This window comes from Salimicrobium halophilum (genome assembly GCF_900100295.1).
Lineage (GTDB): Bacteria > Bacillota > Bacilli > Bacillales > Halobacillaceae > Salimicrobium > Salimicrobium halophilum.
Genome location: NZ_FNEV01000015.1, coordinates 22,058 through 39,587 on the forward strand (window position 1 = coordinate 22,058; position 17,530 = coordinate 39,587).

Annotated in this window: 29 protein-coding genes; 3 read left to right on the forward strand and 26 right to left on the reverse strand. The window is 45.3% G+C overall.

Going from position 1 to position 17,530, the window contains the following annotated elements:
* Positions 1-3 precede the first annotated feature (3 nt).
* From BLQ44_RS15445 to BLQ44_RS15550, 26 genes are all read right to left on the reverse strand, one after another.
* Positions 4-1,287 (reverse strand): DEAD/DEAH box helicase, encoded by a 1,284-nt coding sequence (locus BLQ44_RS15445; RefSeq protein ID WP_245688179.1) that lies wholly within the window; start codon positions 1,285-1,287, stop codon positions 4-6.
* Positions 1,288-1,418: 131 nt separating this feature from the next.
* Positions 1,419-1,703: a VRR-NUC domain-containing protein gene (locus tag BLQ44_RS15450; protein ID WP_093194796.1), complete on the reverse strand. Its 285-nt coding sequence runs from the start codon at positions 1,701-1,703 to the stop codon at positions 1,419-1,421.
* A 327-nt stretch (positions 1,704-2,030) separates the two neighbouring features.
* A complete protein-coding gene (locus BLQ44_RS15455; RefSeq protein ID WP_093194797.1) occupies positions 2,031-4,493 on the reverse strand; it encodes a virulence-associated E family protein in 2,463 nt (820 codons plus the stop codon).
* A gap of 18 nt (positions 4,494-4,511) precedes the next feature.
* Positions 4,512-5,756: a sigma-70 family RNA polymerase sigma factor gene (locus BLQ44_RS15460; RefSeq protein ID WP_093194798.1), complete on the reverse strand. Its 1,245-nt coding sequence runs from the start codon at positions 5,754-5,756 to the stop codon at positions 4,512-4,514.
* Positions 5,749-6,234: a hypothetical protein gene (locus tag BLQ44_RS15465; protein ID WP_093194799.1), complete on the reverse strand. Its 486-nt coding sequence runs from the start codon at positions 6,232-6,234 to the stop codon at positions 5,749-5,751. Before BLQ44_RS15465 ends, BLQ44_RS15460 begins: the two co-directional genes overlap by 8 nt.
* Positions 6,231-6,392, reverse strand: coding sequence for a hypothetical protein (locus BLQ44_RS16625; RefSeq protein ID WP_176757544.1), 162 nt, complete (start codon positions 6,390-6,392; stop codon positions 6,231-6,233). The genes BLQ44_RS15465 and BLQ44_RS16625 overlap by 4 nt, the downstream gene beginning before the upstream one ends.
* The gene (locus tag BLQ44_RS15470) at positions 6,389-6,601 is read right to left on the reverse strand and encodes a hypothetical protein (RefSeq protein WP_093194800.1); all 213 of its coding nucleotides are present in this window, start codon (positions 6,599-6,601) and stop codon (positions 6,389-6,391) included. The genes BLQ44_RS16625 and BLQ44_RS15470 overlap by 4 nt, the downstream gene beginning before the upstream one ends.
* A 35-nt stretch (positions 6,602-6,636) precedes the next feature.
* Positions 6,637-6,840 (reverse strand): hypothetical protein, encoded by a 204-nt coding sequence (locus BLQ44_RS15475; protein ID WP_093194801.1) that lies wholly within the window; start codon positions 6,838-6,840, stop codon positions 6,637-6,639.
* A gap of 46 nt (positions 6,841-6,886) precedes the next feature.
* A complete protein-coding gene (locus tag BLQ44_RS15480) occupies positions 6,887-7,093 on the reverse strand; it encodes a hypothetical protein (protein WP_093194802.1) in 207 nt (68 codons plus the stop codon).
* A 143-nt stretch (positions 7,094-7,236) separates the two neighbouring features.
* On the reverse strand, positions 7,237-7,458 hold the full coding sequence (locus tag BLQ44_RS15485) for a hypothetical protein (RefSeq protein WP_093194803.1): 222 nt from the start codon (positions 7,456-7,458) through the stop codon (positions 7,237-7,239).
* Between the two features lie 34 nt (positions 7,459-7,492).
* Positions 7,493-7,639: a hypothetical protein gene (locus tag BLQ44_RS16630; protein ID WP_176757545.1), complete on the reverse strand. Its 147-nt coding sequence runs from the start codon at positions 7,637-7,639 to the stop codon at positions 7,493-7,495.
* A 15-nt stretch (positions 7,640-7,654) separates the two neighbouring features.
* Positions 7,655-7,921, reverse strand: a complete 267-nt coding sequence (locus BLQ44_RS15490) for a hypothetical protein (protein ID WP_093194804.1) — start codon at positions 7,919-7,921, stop codon at positions 7,655-7,657.
* Entirely contained in the window at positions 7,918-8,265 is a 348-nt protein-coding gene (locus BLQ44_RS15495) for a hypothetical protein (protein ID WP_093194805.1), read from the reverse strand. The genes BLQ44_RS15490 and BLQ44_RS15495 overlap by 4 nt, the downstream gene beginning before the upstream one ends.
* Before the next feature lie 160 nt (positions 8,266-8,425).
* Positions 8,426-8,638: a hypothetical protein gene (locus BLQ44_RS15500; RefSeq protein WP_093194806.1), complete on the reverse strand. Its 213-nt coding sequence runs from the start codon at positions 8,636-8,638 to the stop codon at positions 8,426-8,428.
* Between the two features lie 126 nt (positions 8,639-8,764).
* Complete coding sequence (locus tag BLQ44_RS15505; protein WP_093194807.1) at positions 8,765-9,253, reverse strand: dUTP diphosphatase; 489 nt, start codon at positions 9,251-9,253, stop codon at positions 8,765-8,767.
* Positions 9,254-9,502 carry a hypothetical protein gene (locus tag BLQ44_RS15510; protein WP_093194808.1) on the reverse strand — a complete coding sequence of 83 codons (249 nt, stop codon included), beginning with the start codon at positions 9,500-9,502 and terminating at the stop codon, positions 9,254-9,256. It lies immediately after the preceding gene.
* Positions 9,503-9,513: 11 nt separating this feature from the next.
* Positions 9,514-11,454, reverse strand: a complete 1,941-nt coding sequence (locus tag BLQ44_RS15515; RefSeq protein ID WP_093194819.1) for a DNA polymerase — start codon at positions 11,452-11,454, stop codon at positions 9,514-9,516.
* Positions 11,455-11,508: 54 nt separating this feature from the next.
* The gene (locus BLQ44_RS15520) at positions 11,509-12,066 is read right to left on the reverse strand and encodes a DUF2815 family protein (RefSeq protein ID WP_245688180.1); all 558 of its coding nucleotides are present in this window, start codon (positions 12,064-12,066) and stop codon (positions 11,509-11,511) included.
* Positions 12,067-12,093: 27 nt separating this feature from the next.
* Positions 12,094-13,263: a DUF2800 domain-containing protein gene (locus BLQ44_RS15525; RefSeq protein ID WP_093194810.1), complete on the reverse strand. Its 1,170-nt coding sequence runs from the start codon at positions 13,261-13,263 to the stop codon at positions 12,094-12,096.
* Complete coding sequence (locus BLQ44_RS15530; RefSeq protein ID WP_093194811.1) at positions 13,260-13,652, reverse strand: hypothetical protein; 393 nt, start codon at positions 13,650-13,652, stop codon at positions 13,260-13,262. The genes BLQ44_RS15525 and BLQ44_RS15530 overlap by 4 nt, the downstream gene beginning before the upstream one ends.
* Positions 13,653-13,730: 78 nt before the next feature.
* Positions 13,731-13,874, reverse strand: coding sequence for a hypothetical protein (locus BLQ44_RS16635; RefSeq protein ID WP_176757546.1), 144 nt, complete (start codon positions 13,872-13,874; stop codon positions 13,731-13,733).
* Positions 13,861-14,025 (reverse strand): hypothetical protein, encoded by a 165-nt coding sequence (locus tag BLQ44_RS16640; protein ID WP_176757547.1) that lies wholly within the window; start codon positions 14,023-14,025, stop codon positions 13,861-13,863. The genes BLQ44_RS16635 and BLQ44_RS16640 overlap by 14 nt, the downstream gene beginning before the upstream one ends.
* A gap of 114 nt (positions 14,026-14,139) precedes the next feature.
* The gene (locus BLQ44_RS15535) at positions 14,140-14,373 is read right to left on the reverse strand and encodes a hypothetical protein (RefSeq protein ID WP_093194812.1); all 234 of its coding nucleotides are present in this window, start codon (positions 14,371-14,373) and stop codon (positions 14,140-14,142) included.
* Entirely contained in the window at positions 14,374-14,619 is a 246-nt protein-coding gene (locus BLQ44_RS15540) for a hypothetical protein (protein WP_093194813.1), read from the reverse strand.
* Between the two features lie 84 nt (positions 14,620-14,703).
* A complete protein-coding gene (locus BLQ44_RS15545) occupies positions 14,704-14,913 on the reverse strand; it encodes a helix-turn-helix domain-containing protein (protein WP_093194814.1) in 210 nt (69 codons plus the stop codon).
* Positions 14,914-15,111, reverse strand: a complete 198-nt coding sequence (locus tag BLQ44_RS15550; RefSeq protein ID WP_093194815.1) for a helix-turn-helix transcriptional regulator — start codon at positions 15,109-15,111, stop codon at positions 14,914-14,916.
* Between the two features lie 306 nt (positions 15,112-15,417).
* Between BLQ44_RS15550 and BLQ44_RS15555 the strand changes: the two genes are divergently transcribed.
* From BLQ44_RS15555 to BLQ44_RS15565, 3 genes are read left to right on the forward strand one after another with little or no spacing between them, the layout of a single operon-like run.
* Positions 15,418-15,735, forward strand: a complete 318-nt coding sequence (locus tag BLQ44_RS15555; RefSeq protein ID WP_093194816.1) for a helix-turn-helix domain-containing protein — start codon at positions 15,418-15,420, stop codon at positions 15,733-15,735.
* Positions 15,735-16,202: an ImmA/IrrE family metallo-endopeptidase gene (locus BLQ44_RS15560; protein WP_093194817.1), complete on the forward strand. Its 468-nt coding sequence runs from the start codon at positions 15,735-15,737 to the stop codon at positions 16,200-16,202. The genes BLQ44_RS15555 and BLQ44_RS15560 overlap by 1 nt, the downstream gene beginning before the upstream one ends.
* Before the next feature lie 18 nt (positions 16,203-16,220).
* Positions 16,221-17,387, forward strand: a complete 1,167-nt coding sequence (locus tag BLQ44_RS15565; protein WP_093194818.1) for a tyrosine-type recombinase/integrase — start codon at positions 16,221-16,223, stop codon at positions 17,385-17,387.
* Positions 17,388-17,530: the final 143 nt, after the last annotated feature.

Sequence of the window (17,530 nt, forward strand, 5' to 3'; positions counted from 1 at the left end):
TCGTTATACCCCCGATTCTTCGATTTGTGCTTTCACGGCATCCATCAGAGCTTCCTGTCCTTCTTCTTTACCCTGAAGCACACGCAGCACTTTCTGGTCGATCGTATTTGCTGTGAGAATGTGATGAATGAATACCGTCTCTTCTTGTCCCTGTCGATGCAGTCTGGCATTCGCCTGCTGGTACAATTCCAGCGACCACGGAAGGCCGAACCATACGATGATGTGTCCGCCTTGCTGAAGGTTCAATCCATGACCTGCGGATGCCGGATGTGCTAATAACAACGGAACTTCTCCGTCATTCCAGTCTTTCATCACTTCATCGTGCTCATCCAGGGTAATCGCTTCTTTAAACTTCTTCTGGATACGGTCGCGGTCATGTTGGAAGCTATAGAACACTAACACCGATTGGCCCTGTGCCTCATGGATGATTTCTTCCAACGCTTCAAGTTTTTTATTGTGAATCAGCTGCACGCCACGGTCTTCGTTATAACTGGCACCGTTCGACAGCTGCAATAGCTTTTGGGTTAAGGCTCCTGCGTTATCCGCAATGATATCCCCTTCTTCGAATTCCAGAATCTTCTCTTTCTGCAGGTCTTCATAAAAAGCTCGTTCCTTATCGGTCATTTTCACGGTGATCGTATTATCGATTCGGTCCGGTAGCTTGATATAGTCCCGGCTTTTCATACTTACGCAGATATCATCAATCTGTTCGTAGATATGCTTTTCGGCTTCCGGTCGTAGCTTGTACTTTTCGATGAATCCGGCTCCCGTGTGAATCGGATAAAAATAACGCATTTTGTAATACTGCTGCGTCTGCCCTAAACGTTCTCCCCGATCCACCAGGTAAATTTGGCTCCAGAGATCCAAGAGACTGTTCGGAGCCGGTGTTCCTGTGAGACCGACAAACCGATCAAACAGAGGACTGATTTTCTTCAGATGCTTGAATCGCTTCGAGGATGGGTCTTTGAAACTCGACAGCTCATCCACCACCAGCATATCGAAAGGTGGTTTCATCCCCCGGTCCCGGTAATAGTCGATCAGCCAGACGACATTATCCCGATTGATCACATAGATATCAGCATCGGTTAAAAGCGCCTGCCGTCTGTCTTTCTCTTTCCCGAGAACCTTCGATATCTTCAAATGCTTCGTATGCTCCCACTTCTTCACTTCCTGACTCCACGTGTCACGCGCCACCCGTAAGGGAGCGATCACTAACACTTTGCTGATTTCCACATAGTCATAGATAAGCTGTTCAATAGCTGTTAGGGTTGAGACTGTTTTGCCCAGTCACAGACCCATGTCTAAAAACAGCGCATACCTTTTGTTATTCAGGATCTGGTTGATTGCATACGTTTGATACGCATGCGGCTGAAATTTAGTCATGGGAAGCATCACCTCCTGCATATTGTATAGAGAGTCTATTCATCATCGATGACCCTCCTCATGAATTCATCCACTTCTTCTTTGCTGGAAACGGCATAGACGTGCTGGCCTAAATTCTCGAATTGCTTTTTCCGTTTCTCCTGCAGTTTCCGTAGTTTCTGTCCCGGTCGTTTCACTTCTACGAAATACAACCGCCCACCAGGTAACATGCAGATCCGATCCGGTACTCCGGATAATCCCGGAGATTCGAATTTTACGCACCACCCATTCCGTTTCTCGATGTTCGTTTTTAAATGCTTTTCGACGTCTCTTTCTCTCATGCTGTACTCACCTCACATTTTAGGGGTGTGGGCGTGTGGGCGTTTTTTTCGATTTCTCAACTTTTTATAAAAAACAGGGGGTATTTCCTATATACTCCCTCTATATATACTTTTAATAGTTTACCTTAAAAATACGACCACACTGCCCACAGTAAGGGGTAATCCCTTGATATGACTGGCTTGAAGGTGTGGGCGTAAGGTGTGGGCGTAACGAAATTTCTGCCCACGACGCCCACACCTGTTTTACTCATTTTAGGTTAATTGGAAAATACTAGTGTGGGCGTGATTTTGAGACGCCCACACCTAATTCGGGTTACGCCCACACCTTCAATTGCTATTTTTACGTATATAAGCTCGCTGAACGCCGTACTCTTTTCCGAACCTTAAGGTACCTTTCTTGGTGGAATCGTTCGGTTTCCATCCTGGCATGTTTCTCAGAATATCGTTGATTTCTCTCCGGTCCTGAGCCCGAAACAGATTCCGACTATTGCCTAAACACTCCACCCAGATTTCCAAGGCACATACACGATCCCGGATCATGGTCCCTTCCGGACTATCCCCGAAGTCGCTGTCCAAAAATGTCCGTCTCTCACCGATGTCTCTCTCATACCAGTCCTCTGGCAATTTGGTATCCAAGTACTCTTGTACAAGGCCGAACCATGGCGACTCCTCCGTGTGTGCTTCCTGCGTTTCCTTCATCTCTGCTTCCAATCCATCCGGGAGAAATAGAGGTTCCTGCTGTTCATACCGGTGCTTCGCTTCTGCCCATAACTGGTTGATATCGTCATCCGTCAGGTCTTTCCATGAGAATAACTGCTTGTCGGCATTGACTGTCACCGGCCAGAAACGACGGTTCCCTGTCTTATCTTTCAGGAACGTCACATCGTTCGTGGTGCCGAAGAACACGCACTGCCGAGGGAAGTCTTCAATGTTCTTTCCGTAAGCGACGCGGTACCGGTCCTCCTGTTTGGAGATGAAGTGCTTAATCGATTCGACATCCGTTTTCCGTGTAGCCGATAATTCCCCGAGCTCGATGATCCAGGCACCCTGCAATTGTTCAAAGGCTTCTTTTCCCGTCACCGTCGTCACAGAGTCACTGAACCACTGCTGCCCCATACGGTTGATCAGCATCGATTTCCCTATCCCTTGCGGTCCGTAAAGCGTAAGCATGTAGTCGAATTTAATGCCGGGTTCCATAATACGAGCAACCGCAGCTGTGAATGCTTTTCGGGTGACAGCTCGGTTCAGGTCACTGTCCTCGGCTCCCAGGTAATCAATAAGAAGCGTGTCCAGTCGTTCCGTGCCGTCCCATTCAAGGGACGTCAGGTAATCACGGACAGGGTGAAACGAATGCCTCTCACTCATCACTTTCACTGCGTCCTCCGTCTTCGCTTTGTTGTAGATGCCGTAAAAGCGCTCCAGATAATCCCGTAATCCCGCATCATCGCCGTCGGTCCAGTGGTCCATGTTCGCTTTTCGCCATGGCACGTCTTTCAAGAGCGTCAGGCGCTGCGTGAATTCATTCGTAGCAATACGCTTCTTCACGAACGGGTCATTCTCTAAGATGAGCAGGATATTCGGCACACTGGCATCGACTTCGCCCTGTTTATTCAGAACAAGCTTTTTCGTCCATTTCTCCTTCTTTTCGTCACCGTCGTCGTGATCCGGCCATTCGGTATCTTCGACATCCAGTTCATCGAACTCTTCTTTTGCAGCTTCCATCCGTTCTTCCGCGACTTTCGCTTTGACTTCTTCATCGTTCTGAGCCAGATCCCGCATGGCCTTGTAAGACGGAAGTTCAGTAACCTTGGCATCCGGTTTCGCATCTTCATCCTGTTCGCTGAACAAGTGCATCCGTACAAAGTCGAACGCATTCACCAACATGCTGCTCGTCGGGTCAGTGCCGTGGTGGCTGTACGCGAATTTCCCGTTATCGTAGAGAACGAGACCGCCGGCGGTGCTTCCTTCGTTGTACGTGTACCGGTCCTCCTGGTAATACTCATAGACGCCCGGGAGAAACGCCTCCATCGCACCTTCAATGGAATACGTGCGGTTGAACGTTCCGACGAGCCCCGGCTTCTCATAAGGGTCGCCCTGCTTATCGGCTAACCTTTTATAATCCTGCTGTTGCCGTGAGGAGGCAGGCCACTCTAAGGGATCTCGCCAGTCGATATACTTGTTCAGAACATCGTCCGGGTCGAGCCAGGTTTCATCCTGATACGTGAAAATGAACTCTGCATCTTCACTGGTGCTCGGCCAGTACATCAAACGGTGCGCCTGATACGTCGTATCATCGAAGTAGTCGATGCCGATCTGTTCCGCAACCTTTTTCCCTATGGCGACATACTCTTCTGCCGTTACCGGTCGGGAGAGAGGTGCGATAAAGCGAAGACGTGGTCGGTACTCCCGGTGCTTGTGCGTGGAATAAAGGGCATAGGCATGGCCGAAGAGCATGTCAATGATCTCCGGCATCCCTTCTTCCCCGTAGTCGATATCAAGCGTGAGAAGGGTTCGGTTGAACACATTTCCCGCTTTCCGGCGGCCTTCTTTCAACATACCGCCGACGAACCCTCCCACGTCTTTGATCTCATCCTGCTGGGCCTTCTTCATTTTCAGGTATTCCGTGGCTGACTCTTTGGTTCGGACCGTTTCGCTGATACGTGTAAGGAAGTCGGACCAGGTCAGCTCTTTGTTCCTCCAGTGTTTCGCCATGCGGTTATCAGCTGTCGCAATACTGAGCTCTCCATCATGCTGTAAGTGTTTCAATTTGTTTGGCTTTTCCAGTTTCATCCGACAACCCTCTTTTCTTTATCCGAGCTTTACTAGTTCTAGGAGATGATGAGACTTTCTCGAGTTGTAGTCTGCGAATTCGTGAGCTTTCTTCAATTGACTGTTCAAATTATCAATGCGGGACTGATACTCTTTGCAGTCGTAATCATGATGTTGTGTTTTTCGCTCTAGCTCTACTTGCAGAGATTCATATTTTTCGAGAAGGTCATTATGCTGTTCTTGTTGGTTCACCAAATCAGTCTGTAGAGCCTGCACTTTCTTCCAAACGTCCTCACATTCCGACTGGTAATGATTCGCACGCTCCTTCGCCTGATCGTACTGTTCATTTGCTTCATCCAACTGAGCTTTCAACTGCTTCGATCGTTCTTGCTCTTCTTCGAGCTGCTTCTGTAGGTCTGAGCTTGGTTTCACGTTAGCCTTTGCAGGAGCATCTTCCTTCTTGCTAGATTTGTCACGTAGCTGTCTCGCATAGTAGTAAACGGTTTTAATATTGGTTCCCGTCTCTTTCGCAATCTCTTTGGCCGTAAGATCCGTATCTTCCAACATCGTTTTTGCTTTATCAATATCACCTTGAGCCATCATGTTCCCCTCCTGGTAGTTGTGATAGTGTTCAGCCACTTTCTTGATGAGCCGTCCAATATGAGGTTGTGATACCTCTAATATGTCACTAATTTCTTGCTGAGATCGCCCTTCCATTTTTAATTCCATAATCTCTTTTAAACGCGGTGGTAAACCTGCAAGGAATTCTTTTACGAAGATTTCTGTTGTATCTTCGGAATCACTCAACATATCAAGGTAAGTAATTCCACCATCCTCGGTATCCACTTCCTTATCGAGAGAATGGACGTGAGACTTATATAGAAGCGCGTTTCGAACATCTGATTCACGAACATTTAATGTTTCAGCAACTTCATGAATTGGTCTGTCGTAAAGATCTTGCTTGGCCATTTCAATGGAAACGTTATGAGCCTTCCTTCCATACTTGACCAAAGTGCTTTTTTCACGAAGGTATTTTTTAACGTGACCACTGATATACTGAGCAGCATAGGTGATGAACTTGAACCCATAATCTTCGTTGAATTTATGGAAAGCTTTCATGAGGCCCTCAACACCCACGTTGAAAAGCTCTTCCTTATCAATCCCGACTTTTTTGCCTTGCCTCGACCAATGCTGGTGTGCGATTTTCCAGATGAACTTTTCATGTTTGGCAAAGAGGTCGTCTGCTGTTATCCATTCACCTTCAATTAATCGCTTTTCATCCATGCACAGCCTTCTCCCGTTTCTTTTGCTCACGTTCAATGGCAGCCTCTTTTCTCGAAGCTTTAGGTTTTGTTACTGCAACTTCCGGATCCCAGTTCAGATTACGAATGCGATGGTAAATGACATGATAAGCTAGCCCATTCTTTCTTGCTTTATCTCTGTAATACTTAGGGATTACAGGATTGTCATGAGCATGAGGAGCAGTCGCAGCTTTTTCTTTGCTCCATCCCATAACCCTACGAGAAATGAACAACTGCCATGGAATACCATTCGCTTCACATAAATCTCTCCACTTCTGGTCATATTTCTGACACCGTTCTTGCCGAGACATGACATGATGTGTTTTTGCTTTCTTCACCGTCCAGCCATACACTTCCACACGCTGATAGAAGTTCTTGTAGCTGATCCCATTCTCCGCAGCTTCCTTGACGTCTTTAAGCGTCCATACATAATCGTCATGCCATTTATCAATGTCGATCATGATGTTTCCTCCTCCCATCCATACCGATTAATCTGAGATCGTAACGCCTGATAATGCTTGTCCGTCGTGCCAGTGATGTAGCCGAGCAGTTTATTGTCGGAGAGACGAACAGCTTTGAGCTGCCCGTCGTTCTCCTGGATCGTATATTTGTTGGTCATGAAAGCTCACCTTTGATTTCGTCGTACATCAGGTTATCGACGGTCATGGATGCGAACCACTGATCTCTTCGTAGTTTGCTGAAGTCCAGGTCTAAGTGGTCGGCAGGCGTTAGTGCTCCGTTCTCGTGTTTATAGAAAAGGTACTTGGTCTCATCGTTCTGGATCATGTCCATCATTCGCTCAAAAGCGATTTCTACATATATGGTCATTGGTGAATTCTCCTCTCTTTTGTTGCGGATGTCTGTCATGCTTTGTGAACAATTAACTCCCATTCATTAATGGCTCTGTCCATAAGTTCATTTGTGAAGCAAAATTCCCCATTTTCTGCAAGAAGTATTACACGCTCGTTATCCTTTTGTAGCACACCATATTTAATGCCTTTATAGAATATCCGACCCTCTGCTTCAAAATGATCTTGGGGTTCTATATAATAAAGAACTTCATTCATACTTATTGCTCCTCTCTTTTGTTGCGGATAATCGTCGGTTAGTGTCTTAATCTATAACAGACCATCCAGAATCTAAGAAGTTCTGCTCCCATTCTTCGTGCATCTCCTGTAAGTCGGCCTCAATGTCATCCGCAGGACTTTTATCTAACATCTCCTGAGTGAACCCTAATTCTTCCAACGTTTTAGTTTCCTCTTCTTTCCACCTTCCTAAAGAGAGCATGAAAAGTATTTTTGTATCAAGTGTGTATTTCACTTTTGATCCTCCTCTATTTTTTCTTTGAAGCTGTAAGTTAACCCCGACAATGACCCTATAATCCAGCCGAGCAGAAATATGATTGTATAGTCCATCGCTCTCGCTCCTTTTTGTTGTACTAAATGTGTCTGATTCGCTTTACTCTAATCCTGTTTCCGGCGTTGTTTTAAAAACTGTTCTATTAACGCCGCCCAGTTCTTTTGCAAGGCTTCATCGTCCTCATCAGCTACGTTAGACATAATGTTTTCGATATGGTTTCTGAATGTGCGGTATTCGTCTCCACATTCTCTACAGGTAATGTAACCCTCAACCTCAATCAAATCGTCTTTCATTTCTAAACAAACCCCGCATATCCCTTTGTTCATTCCATTCAACTCTCCTTTTACTGAGTCTGATGCGTTACTTTTCTGTTCCATCTGGACCTGATACTAAAGCTGGTATAAGCAAAGCCCATAATGCCACTAAGCTTTCTGTAATAAATATTCCTGTGCTAATTGCAATCGCTGAAGATATCCAAACAATTGCATAAGCTGTCGTTGCTTTCATTAAGCTTCACTCCTCTCAATTATTCGGATCGTACACATACCGCCGGCCATCGTAGCTGATAACGGAAGGTAAGCCTTTCTTCATCTTCAAATGCTCGACCGATCGGAGGCGTCTGTTTTCCTTAGCCAGGTACTGACACATATCGATCGCTTCTTCCAATGCCATCTGATTCCAGTCATAATCACTGTGGGACGCTTCTTCTAAGGTTGTTCCGTACGTTTCGATGCCCTTTTGTTCCTGCTGGTCGAGCATGTCATTAATGATGCGTTTGACTGGTCTCATTTGCCCCACCCTTTCAGATTCAGAATAGCTGTATCGATCTCGTCTTCCTTGATTGGTCGTTTCCGTTTCTCTTGATTCCGGAGATGCGAGTATCGAACCCGCAACTCCTGGATGGTAGCTTTCAAGTGTTTCTGTTCCTGTAATAGTTTCTTGCGACGGACACTGTGTTTGGTAGCAGGAAGCACCGTTTTCTCGATATAGGTGAGTCGGCTTTGGTGAGCGTTGATATCGGACTGGAGGTCGGCTAAACGAAGGCGAGTATTCAGTCCTCTGCTAAATGCGTTGACTCTCTCCATGAATTGTCTACCAATGTTACGAAGTGCTTCTGCAAGATTTGTGGTCATTAGCTTCGCTCCTTTTTCAGTTCACTAATATCCGTGATCATGGACATTTGCATGAAAAGAATACCAAGTATCATTAGTGAAACTGATGTGTGAAAAGAGTCTATAAACAATGTTGAGAAAAACAGTGCAACAGAGAGTATTTGGTAAATTGGTTTCATCTTCATTCCGATTCCTCCATCTCTTCTATAATGAGTTTGTAGTGGTGATCTAAAGCAATCCCTTCGTACAGTTCAATTCTCTCGGACTGTTGTCTGATGGTTTGTACAAGCTCTTTTACATCATCCATTCGGTGTAGTACATGATCGATCCCTTTTGTGTGCATGAGTACGTTGTTTAAGTCTTTTTGAATCTCTTCCACTCGCTTCATATCCATCACTCTTACCTCCTATACAAATATCAGATAGCTGAATGTTTTCGGTTGGCTCTGATACACAATCACCCTGGTCAAAAGCTGGCCGTCCACTTCTTCGGTGTATTCTTTGACCCAGCGCTTCATGGTTTAATATCCGTTCCGTTGACGAAGGTGGTTTTCCAGATTCTTTGTCTTATAAGCTGTTTCGATTTCTTCTTCGGTGAAACAGAGCATCTTCCCGAGCCCTCGAAATAAATCAAAGAGGATGATATAGTTTCTTTTTGATTTAAGATCATCAAAAGCACTAAGTTGTCTAAAGAGAGCGTTGAATTGCTGAGTTATCGTTTCAGCTTCGAAAGCTCCAGTTTCAGAAGCTTCCATCGGAATGACTCCTTCTAACCCGAGACTCAAGATAAAACTGAAGCAATCTGCGTACTCTTCGAGCATCTTCTGTCTACGGGGCGTCTGGTCTTCACTCCAGAATTTGAACCTTCTCCATTCGTTCGCAAGCTCCCCAAGTTCAACATAAAGAGCCAGTACCTTCTCCTTCATTAGATCCTCATCTTGCAATCCTTTTCTATCTCTGATGTGGTAATCGAGACCGCCCTGGATCTCGTACAGTTCCGTTAGATTCATTCACTCGTCCTCCTCTACACGGAGAGCGTATTCTTCTCGACTGATAGGTTCGAAATGTTCTGGTGCAATCCCCATTTGTCCAGCTACCATGTACTTGATGTTTTCGTGAAAATTGTTATAGTCTTTCTCTTCAAGATCCACTCCGTTACCAGCGCTTACCTGTGTGTATGCTGGTCGGTCGTTGCCTTCCCCGTCATGCGCAATGCCTGCTTCTGCTGAAATGCGGTAACAAAATATCGGTTCTTTCATTTCTAATCCTCCTAATCTTTCATATAGAATTCTGCTTCAAAGCCGTCTGCTGCAAGGGGTAACCCTTCGGCCCAGCTGACTGGCTCTCCCATGACTTTCTCTACTTTCTCGAGAGCTTCCGTATCATCTTCCGGCACTTCCAGCACCACTTCATCGTGTACGTGCATGACGTTGGAATAGCCGATGTCGTTCAGTCGTTCGATAGCAATACCCAGAATATCCCGGGACACAGCTTGTACAATGTTCTCCACCCATTTGCCGCCATAGGCATCGATTTTCACCCATTTGTTCTTATCGTTCAGCCCGTAGTGAGCGACAGCTTCACGACCGAATTTGTTCTCGGTGATGTGAGGTTTCGCATAAGCAAGGCTTCGGCCACTGGGAAGGTCGATGAAGAGAAATCCTCTCTCCCGTCGAAAGGTGAGACCATGCGTCTTCATGATCTTTTTATCCTTTACTGCTGTCAGAGCTGCCTGATCACAGGCATACCAGAAATTCTTGATATTCGGGTTCGCTTCCCGCCATTTATCGACCAGAGGGCGAAGATCTGATTCTTCCATCCCCATGTTCAAAGCGCCCATGTTGATAAGCGCTCCGGGACCGCCCTGATATCCAAGAGCCAGTTCCGCGACTTTCCCTTTCTGTCGTTCCGGACTTCCTTTGGATATCGACTCGACCGGGATTTTGAACATTTGAGCAGCTGATGCTTCATAGATCTTGCCATGAGTGTTGAACACGTCCAGACGCCACTGCTCTCCTGCAAGCCAGGCAATCACCCGAGCTTCAATCGCGGAGAAGTCGGAGATTACAAATTTGTAGCCATCACTCGGAATGAAGCAGGTGCGCACGAGCTGGCTGAGAATGTTCTGCCGGCTTTCGTTATAGATAAGGTCCAGTCCTTCGAAGTCTTTCTCTTTTACCAATTTCCGTGCGGTACGAATACGGGAGAGGCTCATGTAGTTTTTCGTGAGGTTGTGTACCTGCACGCCTCTGCCGGCCCATCGTCCTGTTTTCGACGCTCCGTAGAACTGGAGAATGCCTCGGACCCGTTCGTCCTCACAAACCATCTGTTTCATGCGGTCGTATTTCTTTACACTGCTTTTCGAAAGCTCCTGTCTCAGTTTCAGCACCTCATGAATCACACCAGATGTATAATGTTCGAGCATGACATCCACCGATTCTTTCTTCAGGTTCTCGATATCTACGCCCTGCTCTTGTAGCCATTTGAGGAGCTGTGTCGGACTGTTCGGATTATCGAGACCCGTCAGTTGCCTGGCACGTTGCATCACGTCTTCTTTCGTCTGCTTGTCACAGACTATGGCACCGTCCATCAACTCCGCATCCACCCGGACGCCTTTGTCATTGATGCGCTGATCGAGCGCCCAGAGCTTTTGTTCAGAGGTTGGTACCGGAAACTCATCAATCCGTTTTCGGATCGCCCGTTCCGTCTCTACGTCCTGCACACAATAATCAATGAATTCCTGCCATTTCTCCGGATTATGTTCCGGAAGGTTGCGTGTTCGACCGCCGTTCGTTTTCGTCGGTTTACAAGGTTTCGAGAAATAGGTGATCAGCTGCTTCCCTGACGCATCTTTCTGTTCATCCAGTTTCAGCACATCTGCGATTTGTGCGAGAGAAGCCGGCAGTCCGATGCGTGTACTATCGACCATCGTGCATCGCCACTGTTCCGGGGGCATCGCTATGCCGTAATAATGGGAGAAGCAGACCCGTTCGAAGTTGGCATTGTGAGCCGTTTTTATGACGTCCGGACTTTGCAGGGCTTCAAAGAATTCATGCTGATTCTCTTCACTCAGTACCTGGACCGGTTCATCATCGAACGCAAAGGCTGTAATCAGAATGTCGAAACTTTCATGTTCGGCGTATCGATAAGCGCCGACTTTCTTGATATCTAAGTCACAATAGGTTTCTATATCCACGCTCATCTGAGTCATGACATCCATCCTTTTCTAAAGCAAAAGGGGATTCCGTAGAACCCCCTATCGCCCTTAAATCAAGTCGTCATCATCTGTGTCCAGTTCATCGAAGTCTTCATCTGCAGTGGATCCGCCACTCAGCATTTCCCCGTCACGGATTTTCTGGATGTTTCCGAGACCTGCAGCGATCCCTTTGTTTCCATTCGTGTTGAAGGCAAAGAAGTTTACAGATGCTCGGATAAAGCAACCGGAGTAAACGGCTGTCGTATCTGTAATCTTATTCTTATACGCGTCTACGATCTGCGGTTGCCCCTGACTGGCGTTTCGGTTCGCATTGATGAAGTAACTGTTTTTATAAGCTTCATCGTCTTCCCGTTCCTCATCTCCATCTCGGAGAGGTGTTTTCAAGGTATTGGGAATCTTGCCACCGAATTTTGCCTTTCCGTCCTGTTTCGCTTCTTCGATTGCCTCTTCAATAGCTTTGATGGTTTCGGTATCATCTTTCGAAATGATCAAGCTGACCGAGTATTTCTCGTCACTGCCGTTGATGGATTCCGGCTCCCAGACTTTTGCATAAGAGGCGCGAACCTCACCTGTGATTACTTTTGTTCCGTTACGTTTCGCTGAAATTGCCATAGTTGTATCTCTCCCTTTTCGTTAATTAATGGTGTCAAAATCGTTGTCGGCACTGTTCATTTCCGGTCGTTTGTCGCTCTCCGGAACAAGCGCAGGCTTCCCTGGTGGTTTTGCGATATAGTCTTTCAGTTTCTCTTCGACCGTTTTCTTCCCGATCTTCTTCTCCAGTTTTGAGATGGAGAGCAGTTTCTTCTCAATCAGCTCGTCTTCATCGTGCTCGTCCTTCAATAGTTCGAGAATCTTCCCCTCGTCCTTATAGGTACGTCGGCTTCGTCCCTCGACAACTTTCCATCCTTCGAAGGACTTTCCATCTTTCGCTTGCTGCAGGGCGTAGTCCTGCACGTCTTTCGCCCATTTCTGGACCGCATCTGCTTCAAACAGGATGTCTGCAATCTCATCACTGGAAAGCAGGTTCGGATCCTTCAGCTTGTTCTTCATGTTCAGGTAATGGTTTGCACGTGCTTTGCAGGTATGCTTCACCTTACAGAAACGACAGTGCTCTCCTGGCACAAACGACCCTTCTTCGTTCCATGCCTCTTCCGCCCGTGGTCGTACATAATCTTCACCCCATGTTTTCAGATCTTCCACTGGCAGTCGTTCTGTTGATAGATTGTTGAGTCGCGGCTGAATAATCGTCATGGCCACTTCCTGCACGTCTTCGATCATGTCGAAGATATCAAGAGCTCCTAACCCGTAGAGCCGTAGCTGAGGATTGTCGATGGCCGAAACCTCGATGCCTTTTCCGAACTTCAGATCGATGATCTCGAGCACCCCGCCGTTATAGACGATCACGTCACCGGTACCGAACGATTCCGGGACATAGGTGCTGAGGTCCAGTTGTTCTTCGAACATCAACGTCGGCTCCGTATCAGCTCTTGCCTTCGCTTCATTGATGTGTTCTTCGACCTGATCGACGTACTCTTTCACGTAGTCGTGCAGCTCTTCCGAATAGTATTCATTCTGTTTCCGTTTCTTCAGTTCGGCGTTGAACTTCCGTTTCGTCATGCCTTGATACAGGTGAGCAAAGTGGAGTTCTGATAGTTCGTGAGCAAACGTTCCTTCTTCGGCAAAGGTGCTTGTCGTATCTGCGATGCCTTTCTCCATGGATGGGGACGCCGTACATACCAGCCACCGGTGAGCCCCGGAAGCTGATAGCAAGGCGTGTCCGCGTTCCGAGTGATTTACACTCATTGCATGTTCTCCTCGACAAAGGCCATGTACTCATCGAAGTATTTCTCCGGAAGATTACTCACCTTGTCCACGTCTCTTTCAGATAAGAAGCTCTTCAGCTTTTCTCGGTTCGCTTTATCCGCCTGGATGAATTCACGGGTTTTCGCTGTGATCGTATCCATCGTGAAATTTGATTTCTGTTCAGGCTCGTCGTTCTTCTCTTCTTTGGCAGGAGCTTTTTCTTCTTTCGGCGCTTCCTGCTTTGTTTCTGGTTTATTTTTGCCTACAGGCTCTTCATCCTTTTGAGCCTCTGGTAGATTTACCGGGTATTCAAAGTTTCCGAGAACCTGAGCAAGCGTATGAATCGCTGACTCCAGTCCTTCTGCATCGATCTTCACTTTAATTTCCATAGATAGGTGCCTCCTGATGTGATATAGTAAAGATAGGTTATATCTTTTTTGGTAGGCCACGTTGCAGCGTGGTCTTTTTTAATGCTCATATTTTTGAAGTGCAGCTAAGGTGGTCGCTTTTGCGTTGAGCAGGATTGCGAGTGCTTCTTCACTGGTTGCGTGTTGGATGTTGCGGTCGATCGTCTTCAATGTTTCAACCAGTTGAGTTTTAAATCGTTTCATCTTCAAGCCTCCCTTCGTAATGGAATAACGTTCTCGTACCACCCGACCAAATCCGTGTATAGTGGATAGCCGAGATCGGCGTAGCACTCATGACAGCAGAACATATCTGAATGTGGATGGTACGTTTCAACATCCATCCGGACATATTCATGCGGAGACATCTCCATTTCAAATGCTTCCTTCGCATACCTTTCAATCTGTGCGGGTGTGCGCTGGCATCGGATACATTGCATCTTTTCTCACCTCCCATATAGGATAAACAGCTTCAAATACTGATACCGGCTATTTTCAGTTGACCGCCATGCCTAGTGGCCATTAGCTGACCGGCTTCATTAAGCGTTTCTTTCAAGTAGAATTCCTCTTCATCAAACCAGTAGATTTCATCACCGACGAATACTTCATTGTCTCCCGCGTCATACCCGAAAAGGTTATCGTCCTTCCAGTTATTCAGCCCGGTGCGATTGACTCTGCTTATTTCCGGGTGCTCGATGTCTTTCATTCAAAGGCTCCTTTCTTCCGATACTGTTTTGTACAGTTCCATCAAATGCGGATTCGCTTCATTGAAAGCCGCCTTATGCATCATTGGAATGTGGAAAGTCCGTTCCAGGTCTGTCATCAGGTGTGCGAGCCTTACATCGCGATTGGTATTGTTACCATTCAAGATATCGATAAGGCGTTTCTGATACCCGTACATTTCACCAGTTGTCATTTGCTGGTCCATTGTCCATGCGTTGCGTCCGATCATCGTCACCCCTCCTTTCATAGATTGCTAACCAACGACCAGTACAGAAACACGAGTGACAGTATCCATAAAGTGAAATGGATAACACTATGTCGTTGATTCTGGGTCATCTTGTCCCTCCTCGCTTTCTGGATCTAACCATCTCTCAATAGAATCGATATCGAAGATAATTTTTGATCCAATCTTTTTATGAGGAATCCTGTTCTGCTTCACGAGACGGTAAATGAACGATTTGGATAACTTGTTTCCTGTCTCCTCTAAATATTTAACAAGCCCCTTCACATCCGTTCTCTTCATTCACACCACCTTCTTGTTGATATCTAAGATTTTGCAAATTTGTTTAATGTGTTTCTGAGCTTTTTCTCCACTTCTGCGACCGTGAATGATATCGGAAACGTAAGCACTTGATACATTTAGCATTTCAGCAAGATCTTTCTGACGCATATCTCGCCTGAATAGTTCGTTCTTAACACGCGCCGCCAAGTCTTTTGACATGATTACACCCTCTTTCTTTAATAAAATAAGCTAAAAAGTTAGCTAATTCTTTAATAAGCATTGACTTAAATTAAAGAAAATTATAGACTAAAGACATAGCTAAATAAGACTTAAAAAAGCCTGTAAGCGCACATTTTAACGTTGGGGAACGGGTAAAATGCTTTTGTAAAGGTAGTCTTTTTTGTACTCTTTTTTAGCTAACTAATTAGCTTATGAACAAAGTATATTAAAGAACTTTGTAGAAGTCAACTAAATTTCTACAAAAATCTTTAATTGAATCGTTCTGGCTTCCAGAGGATGATTGATATGACAGTGTTTGATAGGGTTAAAGAACTTTGTAAAAAAAGGGGAATCACAGTAGCTCAATTAGAAGATAAGGTCGGATTCGGTCGCAATTCTATGTATTCATGGAAGAAGAACAAACCTTCTTCTGACAGACTCGAGAAAGTTGCTGATTATTTTAATGTCTCTACAGACTATCTGCTTGGTCGGACGGAAGATCCGGAAATAGAAACAATAGCTGCTCACCATGAAGAAGAGTGGACGGAGGAAGAAATGGAGGAAATCGAACGGTTTAAAGAATTCGTTAAACTGAAAAGACAGAAGAACCAGGGGGATAATTAATGTTGTATGAAAAGCTTTTATCAGAAGCATATTCCCTGGGCATAGACGTATACGAGGAAGAGATCAGAGGTAACATTAAAGGATTGTATGCAGATAATGTCATATGGATTGACAAGCACTTACCTTCCTATCCTCACAAATACTGTATCTTAGCTGAAGAAATAGGACACCACCATAGAACTACTGGGAATATACTTAATCAAAAGAAAGTAGTTAACGTGAAACAAGAAATGCTCGCTCGTCTTTGGGCGTACGAGAGACTTATACCGCTTTACAAGATAATCGAAGGTCATCACCAGTATATAAGGAACAAGCATGAATTTGCTGACTTTTTGGGAGTGACCGAAGAATTTCTTGAAGCTGCTCTTCAGAAGTATAAAGAGAAATACGGGCATTACGTGGATGTTGAAGGATATCGTATTATATTCGACCCGTTAGGTGTAGTGGAATGGTTCGAAGAGTTCTGATTATAAAGGAGGATGTAAATGGCTAGTTACAGGGAGGTATCCAAGGGTAAGTACAAACTGACCGTAGAATTAGGGTACGTTGGGAAAAAACGCAAGAAGAAGAATAGGACTGTTTCAGCTAAGAATAAAACTGAAGCGAAGAAAAAGTTAGCACTATTTGAAGCAGAAGTTTTATCAAAGCAGTTAACGGATGCGACCAAGCTATCGTTTGAACATTTTTATGAGGAATGGCTCAACAAGTTCGCTAAAGATCATTATGGCATTCGCATGCTAAATGAAACGAAAAGAATTTTTGAGAAACGCTTACTACCTGAGTTCGGTCCCATGAAAATAAAAGACGTGAAGAAAATTCATATCGTCAATTATTTCGATGAATTAAAGCAACCTGGTAAGCGTTTGGATGGCAAGGAAGGGTATTTATCCTCAAGCAGTATAAAAAACATATACAAGGCTCTGAACGCTTTATTTAAAGTGGCTGAAGAGTGGGAGTTAATTGACCGTAATCCATGCGAGAATGTAAAGATTCCGAAGGTGACGCACAAGAAATCTGAAGTTTATTCCTTGGAAGAATCTCGCGTACTATTTAATAAGCTGGAGAATGAAGAAACGATCTGGCAGTTGATTGTACAAACTGCCGCTGTTCTCGGAGCACGTGAAGGAGAAATAGCTGCATTAGAGGGTAAACATCTGGATTTCGATAATAATGCTATATTAGTCGAACAGGCTTTAGTAGTAGCAATAGGAGAGGGGCTCCAATTGAAATCAACGAAAACAGGAAGAACTCGAAAGGTTTCTGTCCCTGAAGACCTTATGAAAGCTTTGAAGAAATTGCGTGCTTTGAAATATGAGCAAAAGATAGAGACGCATAATCTGTGGAAGTGGCCGAATAACCTTTTTCTATTTTCAGACGAATACGGTCAGCCGCTTCGACCGGACTCCATAAGCCAACGATGGATACGTTTCTTGAATAAAAAACAAAATAGTGAATTGAAAAGGATACGGTTCCATGATCTCAGGCATACCTCAGCCACCTTGTTAATTAATCAAGGAGTCCATGCGAAGATCATCCAGGAGCGTTTAGGCCATTCTAAGATCAGCACAACCATGGATACTTACGGACACGTTCTACAAGAAGCTGAGCAAAGTTCCGCTAAGCATTTCAATGACCTTTTCAAAAAAGCTTAAAATGGTATCCTATTGGTATCTTTTTCGAGACCTAAAGATACTAAGCAAAAATAAAAAACCTTATGAACGTAGTGTTCACAAGGCTTTTCAGCAGCGTCCCAAGTAGGATTCGAACCTACGACCTACAGCTTAGAAGGCTGTTG